This window comes from Streptosporangium sp. OZ121 (assembly GCF_051918885.1).
GTDB lineage: Bacteria > Actinomycetota > Actinomycetes > Streptosporangiales > Streptosporangiaceae > Streptosporangium.
In genome coordinates this window covers 172,617-194,953 of the sequence record NZ_JBPXMC010000017.1, presented here as the reverse complement: position 1 = coordinate 194,953, position 22,337 = coordinate 172,617, and the positions used below count along the sequence as shown (strand labels likewise).

The 22,337-nt window shown below is 73.6% G+C and carries 16 protein-coding genes and 1 riboswitch; of the genes, 11 read left to right on the top strand and 5 right to left on the bottom strand.

Going from position 1 to position 22,337, the window contains the following annotated elements:
- Nucleotides 1-2 precede the first annotated feature (2 nt).
- Nucleotides 3-197 carry a hypothetical protein gene (locus tag ACTOQ1_RS27415; RefSeq protein ID WP_440070879.1) on the bottom strand — a complete coding sequence of 65 codons (195 nt, stop codon included), beginning with the start codon at nt 195-197 and terminating at the stop codon, nt 3-5.
- Between the two features lie 295 nt (nt 198-492).
- Here ACTOQ1_RS27415 and ACTOQ1_RS27410 point away from each other — a divergent pair, with 295 nt between their 5' ends.
- Both ACTOQ1_RS27410 and speB read left to right on the top strand, forming a co-directional pair.
- On the top strand, nt 493-660 hold the full coding sequence (locus tag ACTOQ1_RS27410; protein WP_344743362.1) for a DUF3073 domain-containing protein: 168 nt from the start codon (nt 493-495) through the stop codon (nt 658-660).
- A gap of 589 nt (nt 661-1,249) precedes the next feature.
- Entirely contained in the window at nt 1,250-2,323 is a 1,074-nt protein-coding gene (speB, locus tag ACTOQ1_RS27405; RefSeq protein ID WP_440070878.1) for an agmatinase, read from the top strand.
- A 34-nt stretch (nt 2,324-2,357) separates the two neighbouring features.
- On the opposite strand, the gene ACTOQ1_RS27400 is transcribed toward speB, so the two are convergent.
- Nucleotides 2,358-2,807 (bottom strand): hypothetical protein, encoded by a 450-nt coding sequence (locus tag ACTOQ1_RS27400; protein WP_362850642.1) that lies wholly within the window; start codon nt 2,805-2,807, stop codon nt 2,358-2,360.
- A gap of 451 nt (nt 2,808-3,258) precedes the next feature.
- Here ACTOQ1_RS27400 and ACTOQ1_RS27395 point away from each other — a divergent pair, with 451 nt between their 5' ends.
- The 3 genes from ACTOQ1_RS27395 (at nt 3,259) to ACTOQ1_RS27385 (ending at nt 7,590) form a co-directional block, all read left to right on the top strand.
- Complete coding sequence (locus ACTOQ1_RS27395) at nt 3,259-4,314, top strand: CHAP domain-containing protein (protein ID WP_440070877.1); 1,056 nt, start codon at nt 3,259-3,261, stop codon at nt 4,312-4,314.
- A gap of 184 nt (nt 4,315-4,498) precedes the next feature.
- A complete protein-coding gene (locus ACTOQ1_RS27390; protein ID WP_440070876.1) occupies nt 4,499-5,464 on the top strand; it encodes a siderophore-interacting protein in 966 nt (321 codons plus the stop codon).
- Between the two features lie 287 nt (nt 5,465-5,751).
- Nucleotides 5,752-7,590, top strand: a complete 1,839-nt coding sequence (locus ACTOQ1_RS27385) for a glycoside hydrolase family 15 protein (protein WP_440070875.1) — start codon at nt 5,752-5,754, stop codon at nt 7,588-7,590.
- A 105-nt stretch (nt 7,591-7,695) separates the two neighbouring features.
- Here ACTOQ1_RS27385 and cobN read toward each other — a convergent pair whose 3' ends face one another.
- The gene (cobN, locus tag ACTOQ1_RS27380) at nt 7,696-11,454 is read right to left on the bottom strand and encodes a cobaltochelatase subunit CobN (RefSeq protein WP_440070874.1); all 3,759 of its coding nucleotides are present in this window, start codon (nt 11,452-11,454) and stop codon (nt 7,696-7,698) included.
- A gap of 190 nt (nt 11,455-11,644) precedes the next feature.
- Nucleotides 11,645-11,817: riboswitch (cobalamin riboswitch) on the bottom strand.
- Nucleotides 11,818-11,863: 46 nt separating this feature from the next.
- Between cobN and ACTOQ1_RS27375 the strand changes: the two genes are divergently transcribed.
- Genes ACTOQ1_RS27375 through ACTOQ1_RS27365 form a run of 3 tightly spaced genes read left to right on the top strand, consistent with a single transcriptional unit; the run spans nt 11,864 to nt 15,734 of the window.
- Nucleotides 11,864-13,573 (top strand): hypothetical protein, encoded by a 1,710-nt coding sequence (locus tag ACTOQ1_RS27375; protein WP_440070873.1) that lies wholly within the window; start codon nt 11,864-11,866, stop codon nt 13,571-13,573.
- The gene (locus ACTOQ1_RS27370; protein ID WP_440070872.1) at nt 13,570-14,196 is read left to right on the top strand and encodes a precorrin-8X methylmutase; all 627 of its coding nucleotides are present in this window, start codon (nt 13,570-13,572) and stop codon (nt 14,194-14,196) included. Before ACTOQ1_RS27375 ends, ACTOQ1_RS27370 begins: the two co-directional genes overlap by 4 nt.
- Nucleotides 14,197-14,204: 8 nt before the next feature.
- Complete coding sequence (locus ACTOQ1_RS27365; protein ID WP_440070889.1) at nt 14,205-15,734, top strand: precorrin-2 C(20)-methyltransferase; 1,530 nt, start codon at nt 14,205-14,207, stop codon at nt 15,732-15,734.
- Nucleotides 15,735-15,859: 125 nt separating this feature from the next.
- Here the strand turns inward: ACTOQ1_RS27365 and ACTOQ1_RS27360 are convergent, their stop codons facing one another.
- A complete protein-coding gene (locus ACTOQ1_RS27360; protein ID WP_440070871.1) occupies nt 15,860-16,894 on the bottom strand; it encodes a PucR family transcriptional regulator in 1,035 nt (344 codons plus the stop codon).
- A 95-nt stretch (nt 16,895-16,989) separates the two neighbouring features.
- Here ACTOQ1_RS27360 and ACTOQ1_RS27355 point away from each other — a divergent pair, with 95 nt between their 5' ends.
- From ACTOQ1_RS27355 to ACTOQ1_RS27345, 3 genes are all read left to right on the top strand, one after another.
- Complete coding sequence (locus ACTOQ1_RS27355) at nt 16,990-17,886, top strand: alpha/beta hydrolase (RefSeq protein WP_440070870.1); 897 nt, start codon at nt 16,990-16,992, stop codon at nt 17,884-17,886.
- Between the two features lie 106 nt (nt 17,887-17,992).
- Nucleotides 17,993-19,828: an ABC transporter ATP-binding protein gene (locus ACTOQ1_RS27350; RefSeq protein WP_440070869.1), complete on the top strand. Its 1,836-nt coding sequence runs from the start codon at nt 17,993-17,995 to the stop codon at nt 19,826-19,828.
- A complete protein-coding gene (locus ACTOQ1_RS27345; RefSeq protein WP_440070868.1) occupies nt 19,825-21,540 on the top strand; it encodes an ABC transporter ATP-binding protein in 1,716 nt (571 codons plus the stop codon). The genes ACTOQ1_RS27350 and ACTOQ1_RS27345 overlap by 4 nt, the downstream gene beginning before the upstream one ends.
- A gap of 26 nt (nt 21,541-21,566) precedes the next feature.
- Here the strand turns inward: ACTOQ1_RS27345 and ACTOQ1_RS27340 are convergent, their stop codons facing one another.
- Nucleotides 21,567-22,313, bottom strand: coding sequence for a cobalt-precorrin-6A reductase (locus ACTOQ1_RS27340; protein WP_440070887.1), 747 nt, complete (start codon nt 22,311-22,313; stop codon nt 21,567-21,569).
- Between the last annotated feature and the right edge of the window lie 24 nt (nt 22,314-22,337).

The following is a 22,337-nucleotide window of genomic DNA, read 5'->3' as shown; positions in this document are numbered from 1 at the left end:
GATCACACAGCTCCGGCGACGGGCCCGCCACCGGCGTACCGCACGTCGACGCCGTGCCGGTCGGCGATGCGCAGCAGGTTCTCCAGCCGCCCGGACAGGACCTCGACCGAGTGATCGTCGAAGGCCTGGCGCATGAGCTCCAGCTCGCCGTCGACATCGGCGATGCGCGCCCGTAGCTCCGCCGCGAACTCGCTCATGTCCCCCACCTCCCGTGGATCAGGTCACTCCCCGGCGTCTGGTTTATCGGCACACCGTTCCTCATGATGTGGCAAATTGCATAATTCTTCAAATCGTAATGACGTTGGCTATGATGGCGACGGCCGTTTTCCAACAGGGCCCGCAGCCGGTTCGAGCCCGATCGATGACGGATCGACCGCGAAGCGGGATACTTGGTACGGCTACCGCAGACTGACCTGCGGCGTCAGAGCGCGCCAGCCGGCGATGCGACAGTGACGAGAGGCCGAGCACGGCCTGCGCGAGGGAGTACAGCCAATGGGACGGGGCCGAGCCAAGGCTAAGCAGACGAAGGTTGCTCGCGAGCTGAAGTACAGCAGCCACAGCATGGACATCGACCGGTTGCGCAAGGAGCTCGGCGCCGGTGACGATCCCGCGCCGGAGAGCGAGGCCGACGACCCCACCGGTGAGCCGACCGGCAGATGACGTCGCGGGCGGGCCACGGACCCCGGCCGGCCGCCGTGGCGCCGGCGGAGCCCGGCTCCGTGACCCCGCGCGAGCCCGCGTGGTCTCGCGGTCCCGGTCTCGCGGCCTGCCCGCGTGGCTCCTTCCGCGGCGCGCCGGCCGGCCGGCGCGCCGATCGGCCGGCGGACGCCCGTGGCGGCGTCCGCCGCGCGACGGCGAATTCCACGCAACATCCGGCAACATCATTGAGGCACCCGCCCAGGGCTGCTTACCGTCACGGTTGTGCGTACCGCGGTGCGGCGGTCACGCACCCCCGGTCAGCGCGTCGACGGAGAGCTCTGGCGGGTCCCACTCATCCCACGGTGACCGGCTGCCCTTCCCCCGCCGGGCATCGGGATCTGCCAGTTCACACGCCGTGGCCCCGGGACGAATCGCCGGATCGCGCGAGGTCGTGCCTCGCGCGGGCGGAAAGTCTCCCCGGGCCACGGCCACCACTCACCCCACGTGTCCTCGTGTGTCCCCGCGAGCCGTGCCCGGCGGCGACGGGCCGCGGGCGCTCGCGAAGCGGTGCCCTCCCGCCGGGGGAACGCGCCTTCCCGCCGGGGGAACGGTGACGAGCCGCTACGGGCCCCAGTTCGGGCCCGACATCACCTTCCTCGGCGTCGAGCGGTGCTCGCTGGACGATCCCGCGAGTCACGCGGGCGCCGACATCGTGATCGTGGGGGCGCCGTTCGACGGCGGCACCTCGCACCGGCCGGGCGCGCGCTTCGGGCCGCAGGCGATCAGGATGACCGACTACCTGCCGCACGACGGGGCGCGTCCCAGCCTGGCGCTGCGCACCGACGGGCTGCGCGACCTGCGCGTCCTGGACGCGGGCGACGTCGAGATGCCGCCCGGCGACATCCTGGCGTCGCTGGCCGCCCTGGAGGCCGCCGTCGAGAAGATCGCCCGCTCCGGAGCCGTTCCGGTGATCCTGGGCGGTGACCACTCGATCGCCTTCCCCGACGCGAAGGGGGTGGCCAACGTCCTCGGGCACGGCCGGATCTCGATGATCCACTTCGATGCCCACGCGGACACCGGCGACATCGAGTTCGGCTCGCTGTGGGGGCACGGGCAGCCGATGCGCAGGCTCATCGAGTCGGGGGCGCTGCGCGGCGACCGGTTCCTGCAGATCGGCCTGCGCGGCTACTGGCCGCCGCCGGAGACGCTGGACTGGATGGCCGAACGGGCGATGCGCTCGTACGAGATGACCGAGATCACGCACCGCGGCCTGCGGGAGTGCCTGACCGAGGCCTTCGCCATCGCCGTCGACGAGTGCGACGGCGTCTTCCTGTCCGTCGACATCGACGTGTGCGACCCGGGCCACGCGCCGGGCACCGGGACGCCGGAGCCCGGCGGCCTCACCGCGCGCCAGCTCCTGGACTCCGTACGGCGCGTCTGCCTGGAACTGCCGGTCGTCGGGATCGACGTCGTGGAGGTCAGCCCGCCCTACGACCACGCCGACATCACCGCCGCGCTGGCCAACCGCGTGGTGCTCGAGGCGTTGAGCGCCATCGCCCGGCGGCGGCGCGACGCCCGGGACGGGACCGCCTGGAACCCGCTGCTGCCGCTGCTCGCCGAGCGCCCGGACCGCCCGGACCGCGCGGCCCGACCGCCCGACCGGCCCGACCTGCCGGACCGCTGAGGCGCCCGCCGGAGGCCCGCCTCCCCCGTGGGTTCTAGCGGGTTCGCGGGCGGTTGCCCCACTTGGGCTTGCGGAAGAGGTCGCGGCGCTCCAGCAGGTAGACGAGCTTCGCGGCCGCGGTCCTGACGGCCTCCTCGTGGCGGTGGCGCTTCTGCGGGACGACGGCGCTCCAGCGTTCGAGCAGGAGGGCGATCTCCTCGGCGAGCTCGCCGATCACCCGGTAGCGGGTGCTGAAGGCGTAGAGGTCGCCGTGCACCTCGTTCACCAGGTCCTCGTCGACCCGATGGGCGAGCGGCCTGACCCTGCGGAGGATTCCCGCCTCCATCGCCGGGGTGACCGGTGCCCGCCGGGCGTCGCCCTCGGGCACCATGATGAGGGCCCGTACCCGCGCGACGGCCAGGGTTCGCTCGGCCTGCGAGGTCGCGGGGTGCTCGGCGAGGTCAAGGAGGCGGCGGAGGGTCTCCTGCGTCTTGTCGTCGAACATGGAAAACCCGTTCCGCCTTCGTGTCCCCGTTTTTCGCCGGACCGGGAGGGAAGGCCTCGGCGTCGGCACCGGCGCATGCCGCGCACGTGCCATCACATGCTATTCGACCCGATGGACAGGGAGGCGTACCGGTGTGACCCGTGAGCGCGGGGTGAATTGGGATATGCCCGTTGTGCGCGAACGGCCCCGGCGCTTTTGGGCCGCCCACCCCCCACGCACCGGGACCGGAGCGGGGTCCGGAGCCGGCGGCCGGCACGGGTGGGCAGTCGATGGTAGATGCCGCGGGGGCGCCTTTCCCGCCTTTCGCCGAATCCGGTATTCGACAGCCTCCCGACTCGGCTTTTTAAGCAAATAGCCTCACTTTTCCGTTTTTCTGCGAATACAGTCCAGCTTTGTCGGACGGCGCCCCCTTCTCCGAAGGGGAGGAGAGTGGACGGGGTGGCTCACAGCCATGGATCCGATCGGTGACGATCTGCTCAGGACCATCAAGCCCGAACTCGGGTACCGGGAGGGATCCGGCCAGCACAGCAAGTTCGGTGAGTGGTACGCGGTCAACGTGGCCCAGGACCCGCAGTACAGGACGGCCCCCTGGTGCGCGATGTTCATCGCCTGGGCGGCGGAGAAGGCGGGCGTGCAGGAGTACGTCGGGCAGTTCGCCTGGACACCGTCGCAGGCGCGCTGGTTCGAGACCCACGACGCGTGGACCCGGAATCCGGAGCCTGGCGCCCTGGTCTTCTTCGACTGGTCCGGCGGCAAGGACATCAAGGGGATCGACCATGTCGGCGTCGTCGAGAGCGTGAACGGTGGAACGATCCACACCATCGAGGGAAACGTCGACCGGATCTGGCTGAAGCGCAAGACGCGCGACCAGAGCAAGGTCGTCGGATACGGGCTGCCGCGCAAGGTCAAGGAGAAACTGACGGGCGCCGCCTCCGGGGAGGACGCCGCGGCCCCGCAGGCCGCCGGGCGGATCGAGATCCGCCCGGCACTCGCCCCGGGCTCCACTCCCCCGGCGGACGTGCCGGGAACGCTCCCCGTCTCCATGGAGACCGTCGTGATCGTCGGGGTGCTGACCTTCGTCCTCGGCACGACGTTCGTCCTGTCCCGGCTGCGCCCCCGCGTCTCGGCGGGACGGCACCGCAGGAGAGGCGGGCGGCGGGAACGGGCGGACCTGTGGACCGGCGTGACGTGTCCGGTCGAGGAGACGCTCCTGCGCGCGGAGACGCCGCCGGCCTGGAAGGCGCTCCCGCACACCGTGGCGCTCCATCCGGGCGGGCAGGGCGGGCCGGGCCTGCCGGACACCGCGCCCCGGGGCCGCGAGACGCTCCGCGTGAGCAGGCCGAGCTGGGCGTGCGAGCCGTACCGCACGGGCCTTCCGAAGCGGGCCGACGGCACCGGGATCCCCGGCCGTACCGGCACGCGGCCCGCCCCCGGGCCGGACCTCGGCGGGAAGGCGCGGCGCGGCGCGCGGGAGACGCGCGAGGGCGAGGAGGCCCGCGCCGCGTGACCGCACGGACGGAAGCCGCGTGACCGCGCAGACGGAAGCCGCGTGACCGCACCGGCGCAGGCCACGTGACCGTACGAAAAAAATCACCCGAGACCGGGACAGAACGGAGATCGCACCAGGTTGCCGAATAAGGTTAGGCAAAGCTAAGTTGCTGGGGACGGCATTTCCCAGTGAAGGCGGCACGATGACAGCGGGCAGCGAGCAGACCCTGGAGCGCGCGGCGGAGGTTCCGGCCTATCGCGGCCATCAGGCGGAGGTCGTGCGGACGGCGCGGCTCAGCCCGAACTTCGTCCGGGTCACCTTCGGCGGCGAGGACCTGGCGGGCTTCGCCGACAAGGGATTCGACCAGCGGATCAAGGTCATCCTCCCGCTGCCGGACGGCGGCATCACCCCGCTGGGCGACGGAGACGACTGGTACCAGCGGTGGCGGGCGCTCCCCGACGAGCTGCGCAACCCGATCCGCACCTACACCGCGCGGGCCGTGCGGCCCGAGCTGCGCGAGCTCGACGTCGACTTCGTCCTGCACGGTGAGAGCGGTCCCGCCTCCCGGTGGGCGACCCGCGTCACCCCGGGCGACCGGGTCGTGGTGGTCGGTCCCAACGCCGCCCACCCCGGCCCCGTCGGCGGCCGGGAGTGGGCCCCGCCCGCCGGGGCGTCGCACCTGCTGCTGGCCGGGGACGAGACGGCCGTGCCCGCCATCGCCGCGATCGTCGAGTCGCTCTCCGGCTCCGTGCGCGCCACCGCGCTGCTGGAGGTCCCCGAGGCCGCCGACGCGCTCCCGCTGGACGTCCGTCCCGGCGTGGAGGTCGTCTGGCTGCCCCGTGAGGGGGCCCGCCACGGCGACCTGCTCATCCCGGCCGTACGCGACACCCTGAGCGCGCTCACCGCGCCGGGCGGTGCCCTCACCGGCGGGCCCGCCTCCCCCGCCGGTCCCGGCGCCGCGAACCCGCTGGAGGACGTCGACGTCGACGAGGGGATCCTCTGGGAGGTCCCCGAGGCCTCGAAGGGCGACGGCCTGTACGCCTGGCTGGCGGGCGAGGCGGGCGTGGTCAAGCTGCTCCGCCGCCACCTGGTGCAGGAGGCCGGGATCGACCGCTCGGCGGTGGCCTTCATGGGCTACTGGCGGCTGGGACGCTCCGAGAGCGCCTGAGCCCCGGCTCCCCGCCGGAGGTGACACCCGCGCCCGGTGACGGCCCCGGGCCGGGAGCCGCCGGGAGCCGCCGGGAGTCGGCGGGGGTCGGCGGGAGTCACAGCCGGGATGCGCACCCGCGCCCGGTGACGTGGCCGTCATCGGGGGGCCTTTGCCGTCGTTTGCCGTCGTTTGCCGTCGGCGGCGGGAAACGTGCCGACTCCTTGACGCGGGACGGAACCGGGCAGGCGTCCGGGGCACGTAGCTTGAGGGCGTAGGTGCCCGGCTCGCGATGTGAGAAGGCCGACATGACAGCAGCGGAATCCGCTCGTCAGGACCCGGCGGGCGCCCCCGGATACCGGCCCATCGCCGACCACGGGCTGATCGGCGACCTGCACACCGCGGCGCTGGTGGACACCGGCGGCACCATCGTCTGGTACTGCTGCCCGCGATTCGACGCGCCCAGCGTGTTCGGCTCGATCCTGGACGCCGTCCGGGGCGGATCGTTCGAGCTGGGCACGGCCACCCCGGCCAGGACCAAGCAGTTCTACTTCCCCGACACCAACGTGCTGATCACCCGCTTCTCCGCCGCCGACGGGGTGGGCGAGATCCAGGACTTCATGCCGATCGTCGGCGACACGCGCGACGGCGCCCGGCACCGGCTGATCCGGCGGGTGAGATGCGTCCGCGGGTCGCTGCCGTTCCGGGCGCGGGTGGCTCCGCGGTTCGACTACGGCAGGCAGTCCCACACCCTGACCATGCACCGGGGCCGGGCGCTCTTCGAGTCGCCGTCGCTGTCGCTGACCCTGTCGTCCAGCACCACCCTGGAGGTGGACGGCCAGGACGTGCGGTCGGAGTTCAAGCTCAACGAGGGCGAGTGCGCGGTGTTCGCCCTCGACAGGTTCGGCGACGACGTGGCGCTGCGCGCGTGCCCGATCGAGGAGGCCGAGGAGGAGTTCGCCTCGACCGTGACGTACTGGCGCCGCTGGCTGTCCTCGTCGAGGTACCGGGGCCGGTGGCGGGAGATGGTCCACCGGTCCGCGCTGACGCTGAAGCTCCTCACGTACGCGCCGACCGGCGGGATCGTGGCCGCCGTGACGACCAGCCTGCCCGAGCAGCTCGGCGGGGAGCGCAACTGGGACTACCGCTACGTCTGGATCCGCGACTCGGCGTTCTGCGTGTACGCGCTGCTGCGGCTGGGCTTCGGCGAGGAGGCCGAGGCGTTCATGGGATTCCTGTCCCGGCACGTCAGCCGCGACGGCGGCGGCCCCTCGGGCCCGCTGCAGATCATGTACGGCATCGACGGGCGCACCGAGCTGCCCGAGATCGAGCTGCCCCACCTCGAGGGGTACCAGGGCTCGGCCCCGGTGCGCGTGGGGAACGCCGCCGTGGACCAGCTCCAGCTGGACATCTACGGCGCCCTCCTCGACTCCGTCTACCTCTACGACAAGTGGCACCAGCCGATCTCCAGCGCCCTGTGGGACGACGTCCACATCCTGGTGGACTGGGTCTGCGACAACTGGGACCGGCCCGACGAGGGCGTGTGGGAGACGCGCGGCGGACGCAAGGACTTCGTCTACTCGCGGCTGATGTGCTGGGTGGCGATCGAGCGGGCCATGCGGATGGCCGCCCGCCGCGGGCTGCCCGCCGACACGCCGCGCTGGCAGCTGGCCCGCGACGCGATCTACCGGCAGATCATGCGGCGCGGCTGGTCGCAGGAGCTGCGGGCGTTCGTCCAGCACTTCGACGACGACGTCCTGGACGCCTCGGTGCTGATGATGCCGATGGCGAAGTTCATCTCCCCCATCGACCCGAAGTGGCTGTCGACCCTCGACGCGCTCGGCGCGAACCTGGTGTCCGACTCGCTGGTCTACCGCTACGACCCCGCGGTCAGCCCGGACGGGCTGCGCGGCGAGGACGGCACCTTCTCGATCTGCTCGTTCTGGTACGTCGAGGGGCTCACCCGCGCCGGGCGCCTGGACGAGGCCCGGCTGGCGTTCGAGAAGATGCTCACGTACGCCAACCACCTCGGCCTGTACGCCGAGGAGATCGGGCAGACCGGCGAGCAGCTCGGCAACTTCCCGCAGGCCTTCACCCACCTCGCGCTGATCAGCGCCGCGTTCAACCTGGACCACGCCCTGGGCTGAACGCCCGTCCGGGCGCGTGCCCCGCGCGGCCCGCCGCGAGGGCGGGCCGCGCGGGGCCGATGAGGCCGCGCGGCCGGTGAGGCCTGAGACCGGTGAGGCCGCAGGTCAGGCGCCGTCCTCCAGGTCTCCCTCGGACTTGAGGTAGACCTCCTGGAGGTCGCGCAGGATGGCGGGGTCGGGGTGCTCCCACATGCCCCGGCCGGCCGCCTCCAGCAACCGCTCGGCGATCCCGTGCAGCGCCCACGGGTTGGACCGGGCCATGAACGCCTGGTTCTCCGGGTCCAGCACGTAGGTCGCGGCCAGCTTGTCGTACATCCAGTCGGCGACGACGCCGGTGGTGGCGTCGTAGCCGAACAGGTAGTCGACGGTGGCGGCCAGCTCGAAGGCGCCCTTGTAGCCGTGCCTGCGCATCGCGGCCAGCCAGCGGGGGTTGACCACCCTGGCGCGGAAGATCCTGGACGTCTCCTCGGAGAGCGTCCTGGTGCGGACCGCGTCCGGCCTGGTGCTGTCGCCGATGTAGGCGGCCGGGGCCTTCCCGGTGAGCGCCCGGACGGTGGCGATCATGCCGCCGTGATACTGGAAGTAGTCGTCGGAGTCGGCGATGTCGTGCTCGCGGGTGTCGACGTTCTTGGCCGCCACGGCGATCCTGCGGTAGGCCGTCTCCATGTCCTGCCTGGCGGGAACGCCGTCGACGCCCCGGCCGTAGGCGAAGCCGCCCCAGACCGCGTACACCTCGGCCAGGTCGGCGTCGTCGCGCCAGTTGCGGCTGTCGATCAGCGGCAGCAGCCCGGCCCCGTAGGCCCCCGGCCGGGAGCCGAAGATCCGCATGGTGGCCCTGCGCTCGTCGCCGTGCTCGGCCTGGTCGGCGAGCACGTGCGCCCGCACGTAGTTGAGCTCCTCGGGCTCCTCCAGCCCGGCCGCCAGCCGTACGGCGTCGTCCAGCATCGCCACGACGTGCGGGAAGGCGTCGCGGAAGAAGCCGCTGATCCTGATGGTGACGTCCACGCGCGGGCGGCCCAGCTCGGTGGCCGGGATCGGCTCCAGGCCGGTGACGCGGCGCGAGGCCTCGTCCCAGACCGGCCGCACGCCGAGCAGCGCCAGCACCTCGGCGACGTCGTCCCCGGCGGTGCGCATGGCGCTGGTCCCCCAGACCGACAGCCCGACCGAGCGCGGCCAGTCACCGGTGTCGGCGCGGTAGCGCTCCAGCAGGGAGTCGGCCATCGCCTGGCCGGTCTCCCACGCCAGCCTGCTCGGCACGGCCTTGGGATCGACCGAGTAGAAGTTGCGGCCGGTGGGGAGCACGTTGATCAGCCCGCGCAGCGGCGACCCGCTCGGCCCGGCAGGGACGTAACCGCCGTCGAGGGCGTGCAGGATCGCGTCGATCTCGTCGGTGGTACGCGCCAGCCTGGGCACGACCTCGACGGCGGCGAACCGCAGGATCCGCTCCACCGTCCCGGGATCCGCGCCGCGCGCGGCGGCCGCTCCCCCGGCGCCGGGCGCGCCGGCCTGGCCGGGCGCGTCGTTCGTGCCGGTCGAACCGGTCGTGCCGGGTGCGCCGCTCTGGCCGGGCGCGTCGTTCGTGCCGGTCGGACCGGCGCCTCCTGCCGGGGTGTCCGTCCGGCCCAGGACCTCGGCCGTCACCTCCCCCGCCGCCGCCGGATCCCAGCCGCGGTGCTCCATGGCCTCGACCAGGGCGCGGGCCAGGGTCTCTGCCTCGTCGACGCCGATCCGTCCGGCGCTGCCGTCCTCGGCCAGGCCGAGGGCCTCGCGCAGCCCGACGAGCGCCTCGCCGCCCGCCCACATCTGCCGGGCGCGGAGCATGGCCAGCACCAGGTCGACGCGCGGCCGCCCCTCGGGGGCGGCTCCCAGCACGTGCAGGCCGTCACGGATCTGGACGTCCTTGACCTCGCACAGCCAGCCGTCGATGTGCAGCAGGAAGTCGTCGAACTCGGCGTCGTGCGGGCGGTCGGCGACGCCGAGGTCGTGGTCGAGCCTGGCGGCCTGGATCAGCGTCCAGATCTGGGCGCGGATCGCGGGCAGCTTTGCCGGGTCCATCGCCGCGATGGAGGCGTGCTCGTCGAGGAGCTGCTCCAGCCTGGCCATGTCCCCGTAGCTGTCGGCGCGGGCCATCGGCGGGACGAGGTGGTCGACCAGGGTGGCGTGCGCGCGGCGCTTGGCCTGGGTGCCCTCGCCGGGATCGTTGACGAGGAACGGGTAGATGAGCGGCAGGTCGCCGAGCGCGGCGTCCGGGCCGCAGGAGGCCGACAGGCCCGCCGACTTGCCGGGCAGCCACTCCAGGTTGCCGTGCTTGCCCACGTGGACCACGGCGTGCGCGCCGAAGCCGTCGGCCAGCCAGCGGTAGGCGGCCAGGTAGTGGTGGCTGGGCGGCAGGTCGGGGTCGTGGTAGATCGCGATGGGGTTCTCGCCGAAGCCGCGCGGCGGCTGCACCATGACCACCACGTTGCCGGAGCGCAGCGCGGCCAGCACGATCTCGCCCTCCGGGTCGCGCGACCTGTCCACGAACAGCTCGCCGGGCGCCGGGCCCCAGTGTTCCTCCATCCGGGCGCGCAGGTCCGCCGGGAGGGTGGCGTACCACTCGGCGTACCGGCTCGCCGCGATGCGCACCGGGTTCCCGGCGAGCTGCTCCTCGGTGAGCCAGTCCTGGTCCTGCCCGCCCGCGGCGATCAGCGCGTGGATGAGCGCGTCGCCGTCCTGCCCGGTCACCCCGGGCAGCTCGTCCTCGGCGCCGATGTCGTAGCCGCGCTCGTGCAGCGCGGCCAGCAGCCGCACCAGGCTGGCCGGGGTGTCCAGGCCGACGGCGTTGCCGATGCGGGCGTGCTTGGTGGGGTAGGCCGACAGCATCAGCACCAGCCGCCGCTCGGCGGGCGGGATGTGCCGCAGCGCGGCGTGGCGCACCGCGATGCCCGCCACCCGCGAGGCCCGCTCGGGGTCGGCCACGTAGACGGTGAGCCCGTCCTCGTCGACCTCCTTGAAGGAGAACGGCACCGTGATGATCCGCCCGTCGAACTCGGGGATCGCGACCTGGGTGGCGGCGTCCAGCGGCGACAGGCCGTCGTCGTTCTCCTCCCAGGAGGCCCGGCTGCTCGTCAGGCACAGGCCCTGCAGGATCGGCACGTCCAGCTCGGCGAGCGCGCCGACGTCCCAGGCCTCGTCGTCCCCGCCCGCCGACGCGGTCGCCGGACGGGTGCCGCCCGCGGCGAGCACGGTCACCACCAGGGCGTCCACCGTACGCAGGACCTCCACCAGGCCGGGCTCGGCGGTGCGCAGGGAGGCGCAGTACACCGGCAGCGCCCGCGCGCCCGCGTCCTCGATCGCCGAGCAGAGCGCCTCGACGAAGGCCGTGTTGCCGGCCACGTGGTGGGCCCGGTAGTAGAGCACTCCGACGACGGGACCGTCGTGTCCCTCCTGGTCGCGGGCCTCGCGTTCCAGCGTTCCCCAGGTGGGGGTGGGCTCGGGCGCGGCGAACCCGTGGCCGGTGAGCAGCAGCGTGTCGGACAGGAAACGGTACAGCTCGGTCAGGTTGGCCGGGCCGCCGTGGGCGAGGTAGGCGTGCGCCTCGGCGCAGACCCCGCCGGGCACCGTGGACAGCTCCATCAGCTCGGCGTCGGGCGCCTGCTCGCCACCGAGCACGACGACGGGCCGGGGGCCGGCGAGCAGGGCGTCCAGCCCCTCCTCCCAGGCGCGGCGCCCTCCCAGCAGGCGTACCACGACCAGATCGGCGCCCTCCAGCAACGGCGGGAGGTCGGCGGCGGCGAGCCTGGCGGGGTTGCCGAGCCGGTAGCCGGCGCCGCTCGCGCGAGCGCTCAGCAGGTCGGTGTCGGAGGTCGAGAGCAGGAGGATCACGCGCCACACTCCGGGAGAGGAAGGGCGGTACGGCCCAGGGGCGCCACGGCGTGGCGGGGGAACGGCGCCACGATGTGGCGGGGGAACCGTGAAAAGCGCGCGGTGCGGCGGGGGAACGGCGATGCCACGGTGTCGCGGGGGAACGGCGAAGAGCGCACGGAGCTTCCTCCCTCGGGGTCCTCGCCCCGGGTCGTCGTCGGCCGCGACGGCTGGAGTCTCCTGGCTCCCGGATCGGTGCTCACCCCGGCCTTCCCGCCCGTCGTCGGACAGTGGCCCGGGTGGGGTTCGCTCCCCGGTTACAGTGGCGGGACCGCGCCGGAATCACACCGGCTTCCTCCCTTTGCCGTCGCCACCGATGACACTACGGCAGTCCGGTTCGTTGCAAGAAACTGGCGTTAACATCCTTCGAGTGTCCATTGCCGACTTTTCCGGACGATCGCGACTCGACGCGTGTCCCGGGGCGCTTCAGGTCCATGCCGCCGCGGACGGCGGCCTGGCCCGCGTCCGCGTGCCCGGAGGCCGTCTCACCCCCTTCCAGCTGCGCGAACTCGCCGAGGCCGCCGCGGCGTACGGCGGCGGCGTCATCGAGCTGACCTCCCGCGCGAACGTCCAGGTGCGCGGCCTCGGCCCGGAGGATCCGGACGGCGTTACGGGGGACGGCACGGGGAACGGGTTCGCCGCGCGGATGGCGAGGGCGGGCCTGCTGCCCTCGGCGACGCACGAGCGGATCCGCAACATCCTCGCCTCCCCGCTGACCGGACTGGACGGGCCGAGCGGACTGGACGGGCCGACCGGGCCGAGCGCGTTGACCGGGCTGAGCAGGCCGGCCGAACCGAGCGAACCGGCCGAACCGAGCGAACCGGCCGGACCGAGCGGACCAAGCAGATCGAGCGGACCGAGCAGATCGAGCGGTGCGGACACTCCGGACAGCACGGATATCTCAGATCGTCCGCACTATCCGCGCGGCGGCGGGATCGCCGACGTCACACCGCTGATCGGCGAGCTGGACCGGCGGTTGTGCGCCCGCCCCGCCCTCGCCGCTCTGCCGGGGCGGTTCATGTTCGCCCTCGACGACGGCCGGGGGGACGTGGCCGGTCTGGGCGCGGACGCCGGGATCCTGCTCACGGGGCCGGACGAGGCCGCGCTGATCCTCGCCGGGACCGACACCGGCCTGCGCGTCCCGCTCACCGGAGCCGTGACCGCCCTGCTCGCCGCCGCCGAGGCGTTCCTCGACGAGCTGGCCACCCGGGACGTCACCGCCTGGCGGATCGCCGAACTCCCCGGCGGTCCCTCCCTGATCGCCGCCCGCGTGCGAACCGCCCTCGGGGTCCCCGGCACGACGCCCTTCGCCCCGGTGAGACCGCGGGTCGTGACCCTCGGGCCGGTCGGCGTCATCGGGAGCGCGAACGGGACGGGAAGCGGAACCGGCGCCGGAGGAGAGCCGGGTTCCGCGAGCGGCACCGGGGGCAGCACCGGGGACGGGGGCGCGCGGGTCGCGCTCGGGGTGGCGATCCCGCTGGGGCGGCTGACCTCCGCGCTGGCACTGATGCTCGCGGACGCCGCCTCGGGCGGGGAGATCCGGCTCACGCCGTGGCGTGGCGTGGTCCTGCCCGGCCTGGACCGCGCCGAGGTCGCGGGCACGGCCGCCCGCCTGGAGGCCGCCGGGCTGGTCGTCGACCCCGCCTCGCCGTGGATCGGTGTGACGGCCTGCACCGGCCGCCCCGGCTGCGCCAAGTCCCTGGCCGACGTCCAGGCCGACGCGGCCACCGCCATAGCCGTCGCCACCGCCACCGCCACCGCCACCGCCGCAGCCGCAGCCGCAGCCGTCGGCACGACCTCGCCGCCCGCCGTCCCGCCGCCCACGGCCGCACCGTCCGGGAGCGGGCCGTCCGGGAGCGGGCCGCCCGCGGCCCCGCCGTCCGGGAACGGGCCGGGCACCGATACGCTCCCCGTGCACTGGGCGGGCTGCGGCAGGCGCTGCGGCCGTCCGAGGGGGCGGGTCGCGGATGTGGTCGCCACCGGTGACGGCTACCGCCTGGAGCTGGACGGCACCGATCTGACCTGCTCCGGCATCGAGGAGACCGCGGCCGCGCTGGCGGCCGCCAGAGGGGAACTGTGATCGACTACGTCCGCGACGGCGCGGAGATCTACCGCCGCTCCTTCGCCACCATCCGCGCGGAAGCCGACCTGTCCGGCCTGCCCGCCGACGTCGCCCGGGTCGCGGTCCGCATGATCCACGCCTGCGGGATGGTCGACCTGGTGAGCGACCTGCGCTGGTCACCCGGTGTGGTGGCCTCGGCGCGCGAGGCGCTGCGCGCGGGCGCGCCGGTGCTCTGCGACGCCATGATGGTCGCCTCCGGGGTGACCCGGCGGCGTCTGCCCGCGGGCAACGAGGTGATCTGCACACTCGGCGACCCCCGGGTGCCGGAACTCGCCTCGGAACTGGGCACCACCCGCAGCGCCGCCGCGCTGGAGCTGTGGCGCGACAGGCTCCAGGGCTCGGTGGTCGCGATCGGCAACGCGCCGACCGCGCTGTTCCGGCTGCTGGAGATGGTCGAGGAGGGCGCGGGCCGCCCGGCCGCCGTACTCGGCGTCCCGGTCGGTTTCATCGGTGCCGCCGAGTCCAAGCAGGCCCTCGCCGAGCACCCGGCGAACCTGGAGTACCTGGTCGTGGACGGACGGCGGGGCGGAAGCGCGATGACCGCCGCCGCGGTCAACGCGATCGCGAGCGAGGAAGAGTGAGCGACGACGTGACCGGACGGCTGTGGGGTGTGGGGCTCGGACCCGGCGACCCCGAACTGGTGACCGTCAAGGCCGCCCGCCTGATCGGCGAAGCGGATGTGATCGCCTTCCACAGCGCCCGCCACGGCCGGAGCATAGCCCGCTCGGTGGCCGCCCCCTACCTGCGGGAGGGCCAGGTCGAGGAGGCTCTCATCTACCCGCTCACCACCGAGACCACCGACCACCCCGGCGGCTACCAGGGGGCGATCGACGACTTCTACGCCGCCTGCGCGGTGCGGCTGGCGGCCCACCTGGACGCCGGACGCGACGTGGTGGTGCTGTGCGAGGGCGACCCGCTCTTCTACGGCTCGTACATGCACATGCACAAGCGCCTGTCGCACCGTTACGTCACCGAGGTCGTGCCGGGCGTGACGTCGGTGAGCGGCGCCTCGGCGGTCCTGGGGCGCCCGCTGGTCGAGCGGGACGAGGTCCTGACCGTGCTGCCGGGAACGCTCCCGGCGGAGGTGCTCGCCGAGCGCCTGGCGGCCACCGACTCGGCGGCGGTGCTGAAGCTCGGTCGTACGTTCACCAAGGTCCGCGACGCGCTGGCCGAGGCCGGGCGTCTCGACGAGGCCTGGTACGTCGAGCGCGCCACCACCGGGCAGCAGCGCCTCGCGCCCCTCGCCGAGGTCGACCCGGGCAGCGTCCCGTACTTCTCTCTGGCGCTGATCCCGAGTCCCGTCAACGCGGCGAGGCCCGCGCCCGCCGCCACGGCCGGGACCCCGGGTGAGACCCCGGGCGAGGCGAGGGCACGCGGCGAGGTGGTCGTGGTGGGACTCGGCCCCGCCGGGCGGCCGTGGCTGACGCCGGAGGCGCAGGAGGCGCTGGCCGGGGTCGACGAGCTCGTCGGGTACGGCCCCTACCTGGACCGCGTCCCGCCCAACCCGCGCCAGCGCCGCCACCCCACCGACAACCGGGTGGAGGCCGAACGGGCCGCGCACGCGCTGGAGCTGGCCGCGGCCGGATCGAGGGTGGCCGTGGTGTCCTCGGGCGACCCCGGGGTGTTCGCGATGGCCAGCGCGGTGCTGGAGGTGGCGTGCGAGCCGAGGTTCGCGGACGTGCCGGTACGGGTGCTGCCCGGCCTGACCGCGGCGCACGCGGTGGCGAGCAGGGCCGGCGCTCCCCTCGGCCACGACTACTGCGTGCTGTCGCTGTCGGACCTGCTCAAGCCCTGGGAGGTGGTCGCCGGGCGGATCAGCGCCGCGGCGAAGGCCGACCTCGTCCTGGCGATCTACAACCCGGCGTCGAAGAGCCGTACCTGGCAGGTGGCCGCCGCGCGGGACCTGCTGCTGGAGCACCGGGCGCCGGAGACCCCCGTGGTCGTCGGCCGCGACGTCGGCGGGCCCGGGGAGAGCATGACCGTCACCACCCTCGGCGACCTGGACCCCGACGCGATCGACATGCGCTGCCTGCTGCTGGTGGGCTCGTCCACCACGCGGGTGGTCGAGCGGGGTGACGGCGGCCGGGTGGTGTTCACCCCCCGCCGCTATCCCGCCTGACGCGCCGGGCCGAAGACGCTCGGCACGTCACACGGGCCGGTCCGGCGCCGCGCGGCCTCACCCGGCGCGCCCCGCGCACGGCGGGCCACCGTCGGCGGCGCCCGGGCCGGCGAGGCGGCTCCTCCTCAGTCGTCGAGGAGCCGCCACACGGTGAGGGCGAGCCTGGCCCGTACCAGCCCGGCGGGCTCGGTGAGCTCGACGCCCAGGGTCTTCCCGATCTGTTCGAGCCGGCGGGAGACGCTGCTGTGGTGCAGGTGGAGAAGGTCCGCGGCCCGGCGCAGGGATCCGGTGGCGCAGTAGGCGTCCAGGGTGTCCAGATCCTCCGGGGTGCCGGCCATCCGGGCGATCGCGGCCACGTCGGCGTTGTCCCGCGCGGTGTCCTGGGGGACCTGCGCGAGCAGCGCCAGCACGCCCAGGTCGTCGTGGTGGACGACCGGCCGGCGCGGGGTGGTGAAGCGCAGGGCGGTGCGGGCCTCCCGCCAGGACCGGTCGGGGCTCTCCGCGGCGCCGATGCCCGCCCGCACGCCTGCCGGGAAGCGGGCCGGGTCCATGGTGGTGGCCAGGATGACGCCCACGTCGGCGACCGGGGCCGCCTTCACCGGGCGGGCCGGGCAGATCAGGCCGCCGACCTGGTCGAGCGGACGCCGCGACCGTACGGCGATGACGCGGATCGGCAGGTCGGCGGCGAAGCCCAGCAGTCGCAGGGCCCGGGCCCTGGCCGCCTCGTCGCTGTCGGAGCTGATCACCAGTTCGACGAGCGCGGGGTCGGCCATGGTGGTGCGGGCCGGGCCGTACCTCTCGACGACCGCCGTGGCGGCGATGGCGAGCCGGTCCAGCAGCAGCTCGTCGAGCGGGCCGGGAGGGCCCGGGCGTTCCAGCCACACCGTGCCGACCTCCTCCCCGTCGAGGGTGATCGGCGCCGTGGTGGACGCGGGTGGCGTCGTGGCGGACGCCTCCCCGCCGTCGGGCGACATGCGGATCGCCCGCCCGGTGCCGTGCAGCCGGATCCCGGTCACGCACTCGGCCAGGCCCGCCGAGGCCCGCGCGAGCGCAGGAAGGTCCACCCGGCGGCGCATCAGCGTGTCGTAGAACATCACGACGCGGAGCGCGCCCCCGGCTTCCGAGTCCAGCCGGGACAGCCGTGCGGCCAATGCCTCCATGCCGGAAGGATATGCGGCGATCGTCGCGCGGCAAGGGCGGAATGCCCGACAAGCGGCGGATGATGTCCGGGACACCGACTGCGAGCATCGTGGCCATGGATCCCGAACTTGAAGCATTCCTCCCGCTGATCCCGAAGGCAGACCTGACCGACCCGGTCACCCAACGCAAGAACTTCGCCGAGCTGGCCACCTCGATACCGGTACCCGACATCGCGGACATGGAGATCGAGGACCGTACGGTACCCGCCGACCCGGAGGTGGCGGTGCGGATCTATCGCCCGCACCGGGCGCGGGGCGCCGTCGTCTGGATGCACGGCGGCGGGTTCGTCATGGGTGACGTGGACACCGAGCACCCGTGGGCCCTCCGGCTCGCGGACGCCTCCGGCGCGGTGGTGATCTCGGTGGGTTACCGCCTGGCCCCCGAGCACCCGTTCCCGGCCGCCCTGGACGACACCTACGCCGTGCTGGCCTGGGCGGCCGAGCACGCGGCGGAACTCGGCGTCGACCCGGAGCGGATCGCGGTCGGAGGTCACAGCGCCGGCGCGGGGCTCGCGGCCGCGGCGGCGTTGCGGGCGCGCGACCAGCGGGGGCCGCGGATCCGCTTCCAGCTGCTCAACCAGCCAGGCCTCGACGACCGGCAGGAGACCTGGTCGGCGCGGCACTTCACCGACACGCCCTGGATGAACCGCGACACGGTCACCGCGGCGTGGCGGCACTACCTGGGGTCCGCGCCCGCCTCGCCGTACGCCACCCCGGCGCGGGCCACCGATCTGTCCGGCCTGCCACCCGCCTACATCGCCACCGCGGAGCTCTGCCCGAACCGCGACGAGGACATCGACTACGCGGTGCGCCTGCTGCAGGCGGGCGTGTCGGTCGAGCTGCACCAGTGGCCCGGCACCTTCCACGGGTCGCACGCGATCCTGTCCGCCGAGGTGTCGCGACGGCAGATCGCCGAGCTCGCCGCGGCCCTGCGCCGCGCCCTGGCCGAGTGAGGACGGCGCCGACGACCGGGCCGGCCACCGTCGGCCCGGTCACGTGCCCGGTCACGTGCTCGGTCACGTGCCCGGCCACGACGAGACTGACGAGGAGGGAAGAGTGATGAACGCCACCGCCGTCGCCGAGGCAGAAAAGCGGTCGGCACCACCACCGGACGCCGATCCCGCGGCCGGGCAGAGCCTGGCGAGGCTGCTGCACCCTTACCGCTGGGGTTTCGCCGCCGTCGTCATCCTGCAGGTCATCGGCGCTGTCGCGGGTCTGGCACCGCTGCTGGCGGTCGTCGAGCTGGGCCGTGCCCTGTTGTCGCCGGGCCCGATCGATCACGGTCATGTCAGGCTCGTCGTGATCGCGGGTGCGATCGGCTTCTTCGTCCGGCTGCTGTTCACGGCCGCGTCATCCGGCATCGGGCACGTCCTCGACGACCACGTGCAACTGTCGCTTCGCCGGCGACTGGCCATGCGGCTGGGGCGCGTACCGATCGGCTGGCTCTCCCGGCGCCGGACCGGCGAGCTGGCGAAGGTGGTGGGGCGGGACGTGAGTGCCATGCATCCGCTCATCGCCCACGCCCCCGGCGAGCTCGTCTCCGCGTTCGTGGTGCCGCTGGCGTCGCTGGTCTATCTGGTCGCCGTCGACTGGCGGCTCACGCTGATCACGCTGATCCCGGTGGCGCTGGCGGTGGCGCTGGTCCCGCTGATGATGACCCCGACCCGGCTGCGCGAGCAGAAGGCGTTCGACGCCGCCATGGAACGGATCGCGAGCTCCGTCGTCGAGTTCGTCCAGGGCATCTCGGTGATCAAGGCGTTCGGCGGGGGCGAGCGCGCACACCGTGAATTCCGCGCGGCCGCGGACGATTTCGCCCGCGTCTTCTACCGGATGGTGCGCGGTCTCTCCGCGCTCGGTGCGGGGATGCAGGTGGCACTGTCGCCGCCGTTCGTGCTGCTGGTCGTGCTGACCGGCGGTACGGCTCTGATCACCACCGGTTCCATGGCCCCGGCGGACCTGCTTCCCTTCCTGCTGCTGGGACTGGGCCTCACCGCTCCGGTGGCGGCTCTCGGCCACGGTTTCGACGACCTGCAGGCCGCCCGGCGCGCGGCCGGCCGGATCCAGGACGTGCTCGCGGTACGGTCACTGCCCGAGCCCGCGCACCCGGTCGCGCCACGGGGGCACCGGGTGGAGCTGCGTGACGTCCGGTTCGGTTACGAAACCGGCCACGAGGTGCTGCGCGGGATCGACCTGGTGCTCGAGCCGGGGACGGTCACCGCGATCGTGGGGCCGTCGGGAAGCGGGAAGTCCACGCTGGTCCGGCTGCTGCCCCGGTTCTTCGACCCGACCCACGGTTCGATCGTCCTGGGCGGTGTCGATCTGCGCGAGCTCGGCGGGGAGCTCCACCGGATGGTCTCCTTCGTCTTCCAGGACGTTCGGCTGCTGCGCGCGTCGGTCGCGGACAACATCGCGCTGGCCGTGCCGCGGGCCGGCCGCGACGACGTGGTGCGCGCCGCCCGGCTGGCGAACATTCATGATCGGATCCTCGCGCTGCCGCGCGGATACGAGTCGGTGATCGGTGAGGACGTCACGTTGTCGGGTGGCGAGGCGCAGCGGATCTCGATCGCACGCGCGCTGCTCGCCGACACGCCCGTCCTGGTGCTCGACGAGGCGACCGCCTTCGCCGACCCGCGGACCGAACAGGCGGTGCGCGACGCCCTGGTGACACCGGCGGGTGAGCGGACGATCCTGGTCATCGCCCACCGTCTGGAGACGGTCGCCGGCGCCGACACCGTCGTGGTCCTGGAGAACGGGGTGATCGTCGAACGCGGCAGGCCCGCCGACCTACTGACACAGAACGGAAAGTTCGCCGCGTTCTGGCAATCCCACCCGTCCGCGAGCGCCGACGAGACCGAAACCCGCCGTGGCATACCGCAAGGAGACCAGCCTCGATGATTCGAATGCTGCTGCGCGTGCTGGGGCACCGGTACGCCCGACCGGTACGTCGCACCGTGGCCCTGATGACGACGACCGCGATAGCCGAGGGCCTGTCCTACGCACTGCTGGTTCCCGTGCTGCGGGCCCTGTTCGGGGGCACGCCCGGGGACGCCCGGCCCTGGCTGATCGCGTTCGGGGCCGCGGTCGCGGCCTACGCGGCGCTGCGCTACTACAGCGATTTATCCGGTTTCCGCGTCGGGACCACGATGTTGCGCGGCATGTATCACCGCCTCGGCGATCACCTGGCCCGCCTGCCCATCGGCTGGTACGGCGCCGCCCGGGTCGGCGAGCTGTCCGTCCTGGCCGGCCGCGGCGTCCTGCAGGCGATGAGCGCGATCGCGCATCTGCTGGCACCGTCCATCTCCGCCGCCGTGACCCCCCTGACGATCATTGTCGTGATGCTCGCCTTCAACTGGCGGATGGGGCTGGCCGCGCTGGCCGCCGCCCCGATCGTGGCGGCGATCCAGATCTGGACGGCACGATCGACGGCCGCCACCGATGCCGAGCGCGCAGAACGCGACCACGAGGCCACCGGGCGGGTCATCGAATACCTCCAGGCCCAGCCGGTGCTGCGAGCCGGCGGCCGGAGCGCCGAACGCTTCCGGTTGCTCGACGACTCACTGCGAGAGGTCCAGCGCGCGTCCCGCCGTACCGTGCTGGCGACGCTGCCCGGTGCCGTGGGCTTGACGCTCACCGTGCAGGCGGTGTTCACCGTCCTGCTGGTCCTGGGCGCCTACCTCTCGCTCGGCGGGAGCATCGGCGCCGCCGAGGTGTTGGCCATCCTGGTGCTCGCCGCCCGCTGCGCCGATCCGCTGCTGTCGCTGGCCGACATCGGTAGCCAACTGCGCGGCGCGCGTTCCGAGCTGGCCAGGCTCGACGCGGTGTTGCGCACCGAGCCCCTGCCGGAACCGCGCGAGCCGATCCAGCCGCAACGGCATGACCTGGAGTTCGACTCCGTCACCTTCCGGCACGGCGGCCACACGGTGATCGACGGGGTGTCGCTGTCCGTACCGCAGGGACAGCGGCTCGCCGTCATCGGGCCGTCGGGCGCGGGCAAGAGCACCTTGCTGCAGTTGCTCGCGCGTTTCCACGACGTGGACCGGGGCGCGGTGCGCGTGGGAGGTGTGGACGTGCGCGCGATCGACACCGAGGTGTTGATGGCGCGGATCGCCATCGTCTTCCAGGACGTCTATCTCTTCGACGGCACGATCGAGGACAACGTGCGTCTCGGCCGCCCCGACGCCGGCGAGGCCGAGGTACGGGCGGCGGCGACCGCCGCGCGGCTGGACGAGGTGATCGAGCGGCTGCCCGGCGGGTGGGCGACGAACGTCGGCGAGGGCGGCGCCCTGCTGTCGGGGGGCGAGCGCCAGCGTGTCTCGATCGCGCGGGCGCTGCTGAAGGACGCGCCCATCGTGCTGCTGGACGAGGTCACCTCCGCACTCGACCCGGTCAACGAGACGGCCGTCCACGAAGGCATCGAGCGCCTGATGGCGGGCCGGACGGTGGTGATGGTGGCGCATCGGATGCGGACTGTCCGGCGCGCCGATCGCGTCGTCTTCCTGGACGGCGGCCGGATCGTGGAGGAGGGCGGCCACGACGACCTGCTGCGCCGCGGCGGCCGCTATGCCGATTTCTGGGAGATCTCCATGACGCCGACACGTACCCGGTAGCGCGAAGCCACGCCCGGCCGGCCCCGTCACACGGGGCCGGCCGCGGCCTCCAGCCAGGCGAGCGCGGCCTCGACGGTCCCCACCGAGGTCACCCCCTCGGGCGAGGGCGGGCGGCGCACGATCACGACCGGCAGCCCCAGCTCGCGGGCGGCGAGCAGCTTCGCGGTGGTCATCTCACCGCCGCTGTCCTTGGTGACCAGCACCTCCACCCGGTGCTCGCGCATCAGGGCCAGCTCGCCGTCCACCGTGAACGGCCCCCGGCTGAGCAGCACCTCCAGGCGCCGCGGGACGACCGGCCCCGGCATGTCCACCGAGCGGGCCAGGAACCACTGGCCGTCGAGGCCGGCGAAGACCGGCAGGCTGCGGCGTCCCGTGGTGAGGAACACCCGCTCCCCCAGCGAGGGCAGCAGCTCGGCGGCGGCCTCCAGAGAGGGCACCCGGCGCCAGTCGTCGCCGGGAGCCTCCCGCCAGCCGGGACGCCGCAGGATAAGCAGCGGCAGGCCCGTCCGGCGCGCCGCCTCGACCGCCGAGGCGGTCATCCTGGCCGCGAACGGGTGCGTGGCGTCCACGACGACGTGGACGCCGTGCTCCGCCAGCCACGCCGCGAGCCCGCCGGGGCCGCCGAAACCGCCCTCGCGCACCTCCCCCACCGGCAGCTTCGGGTCGCGGACCCGGCCCGCCAGCGAGGACACCACGCGCGTCCCCGCGCGCCCGGCGAGCGCGGCGGCCAGCCGCCTGGCCTCGTCGGTGCCGCCCAGGATCAGCACGTTCAGCGTGTTCGGCACGCCGTCACCTCG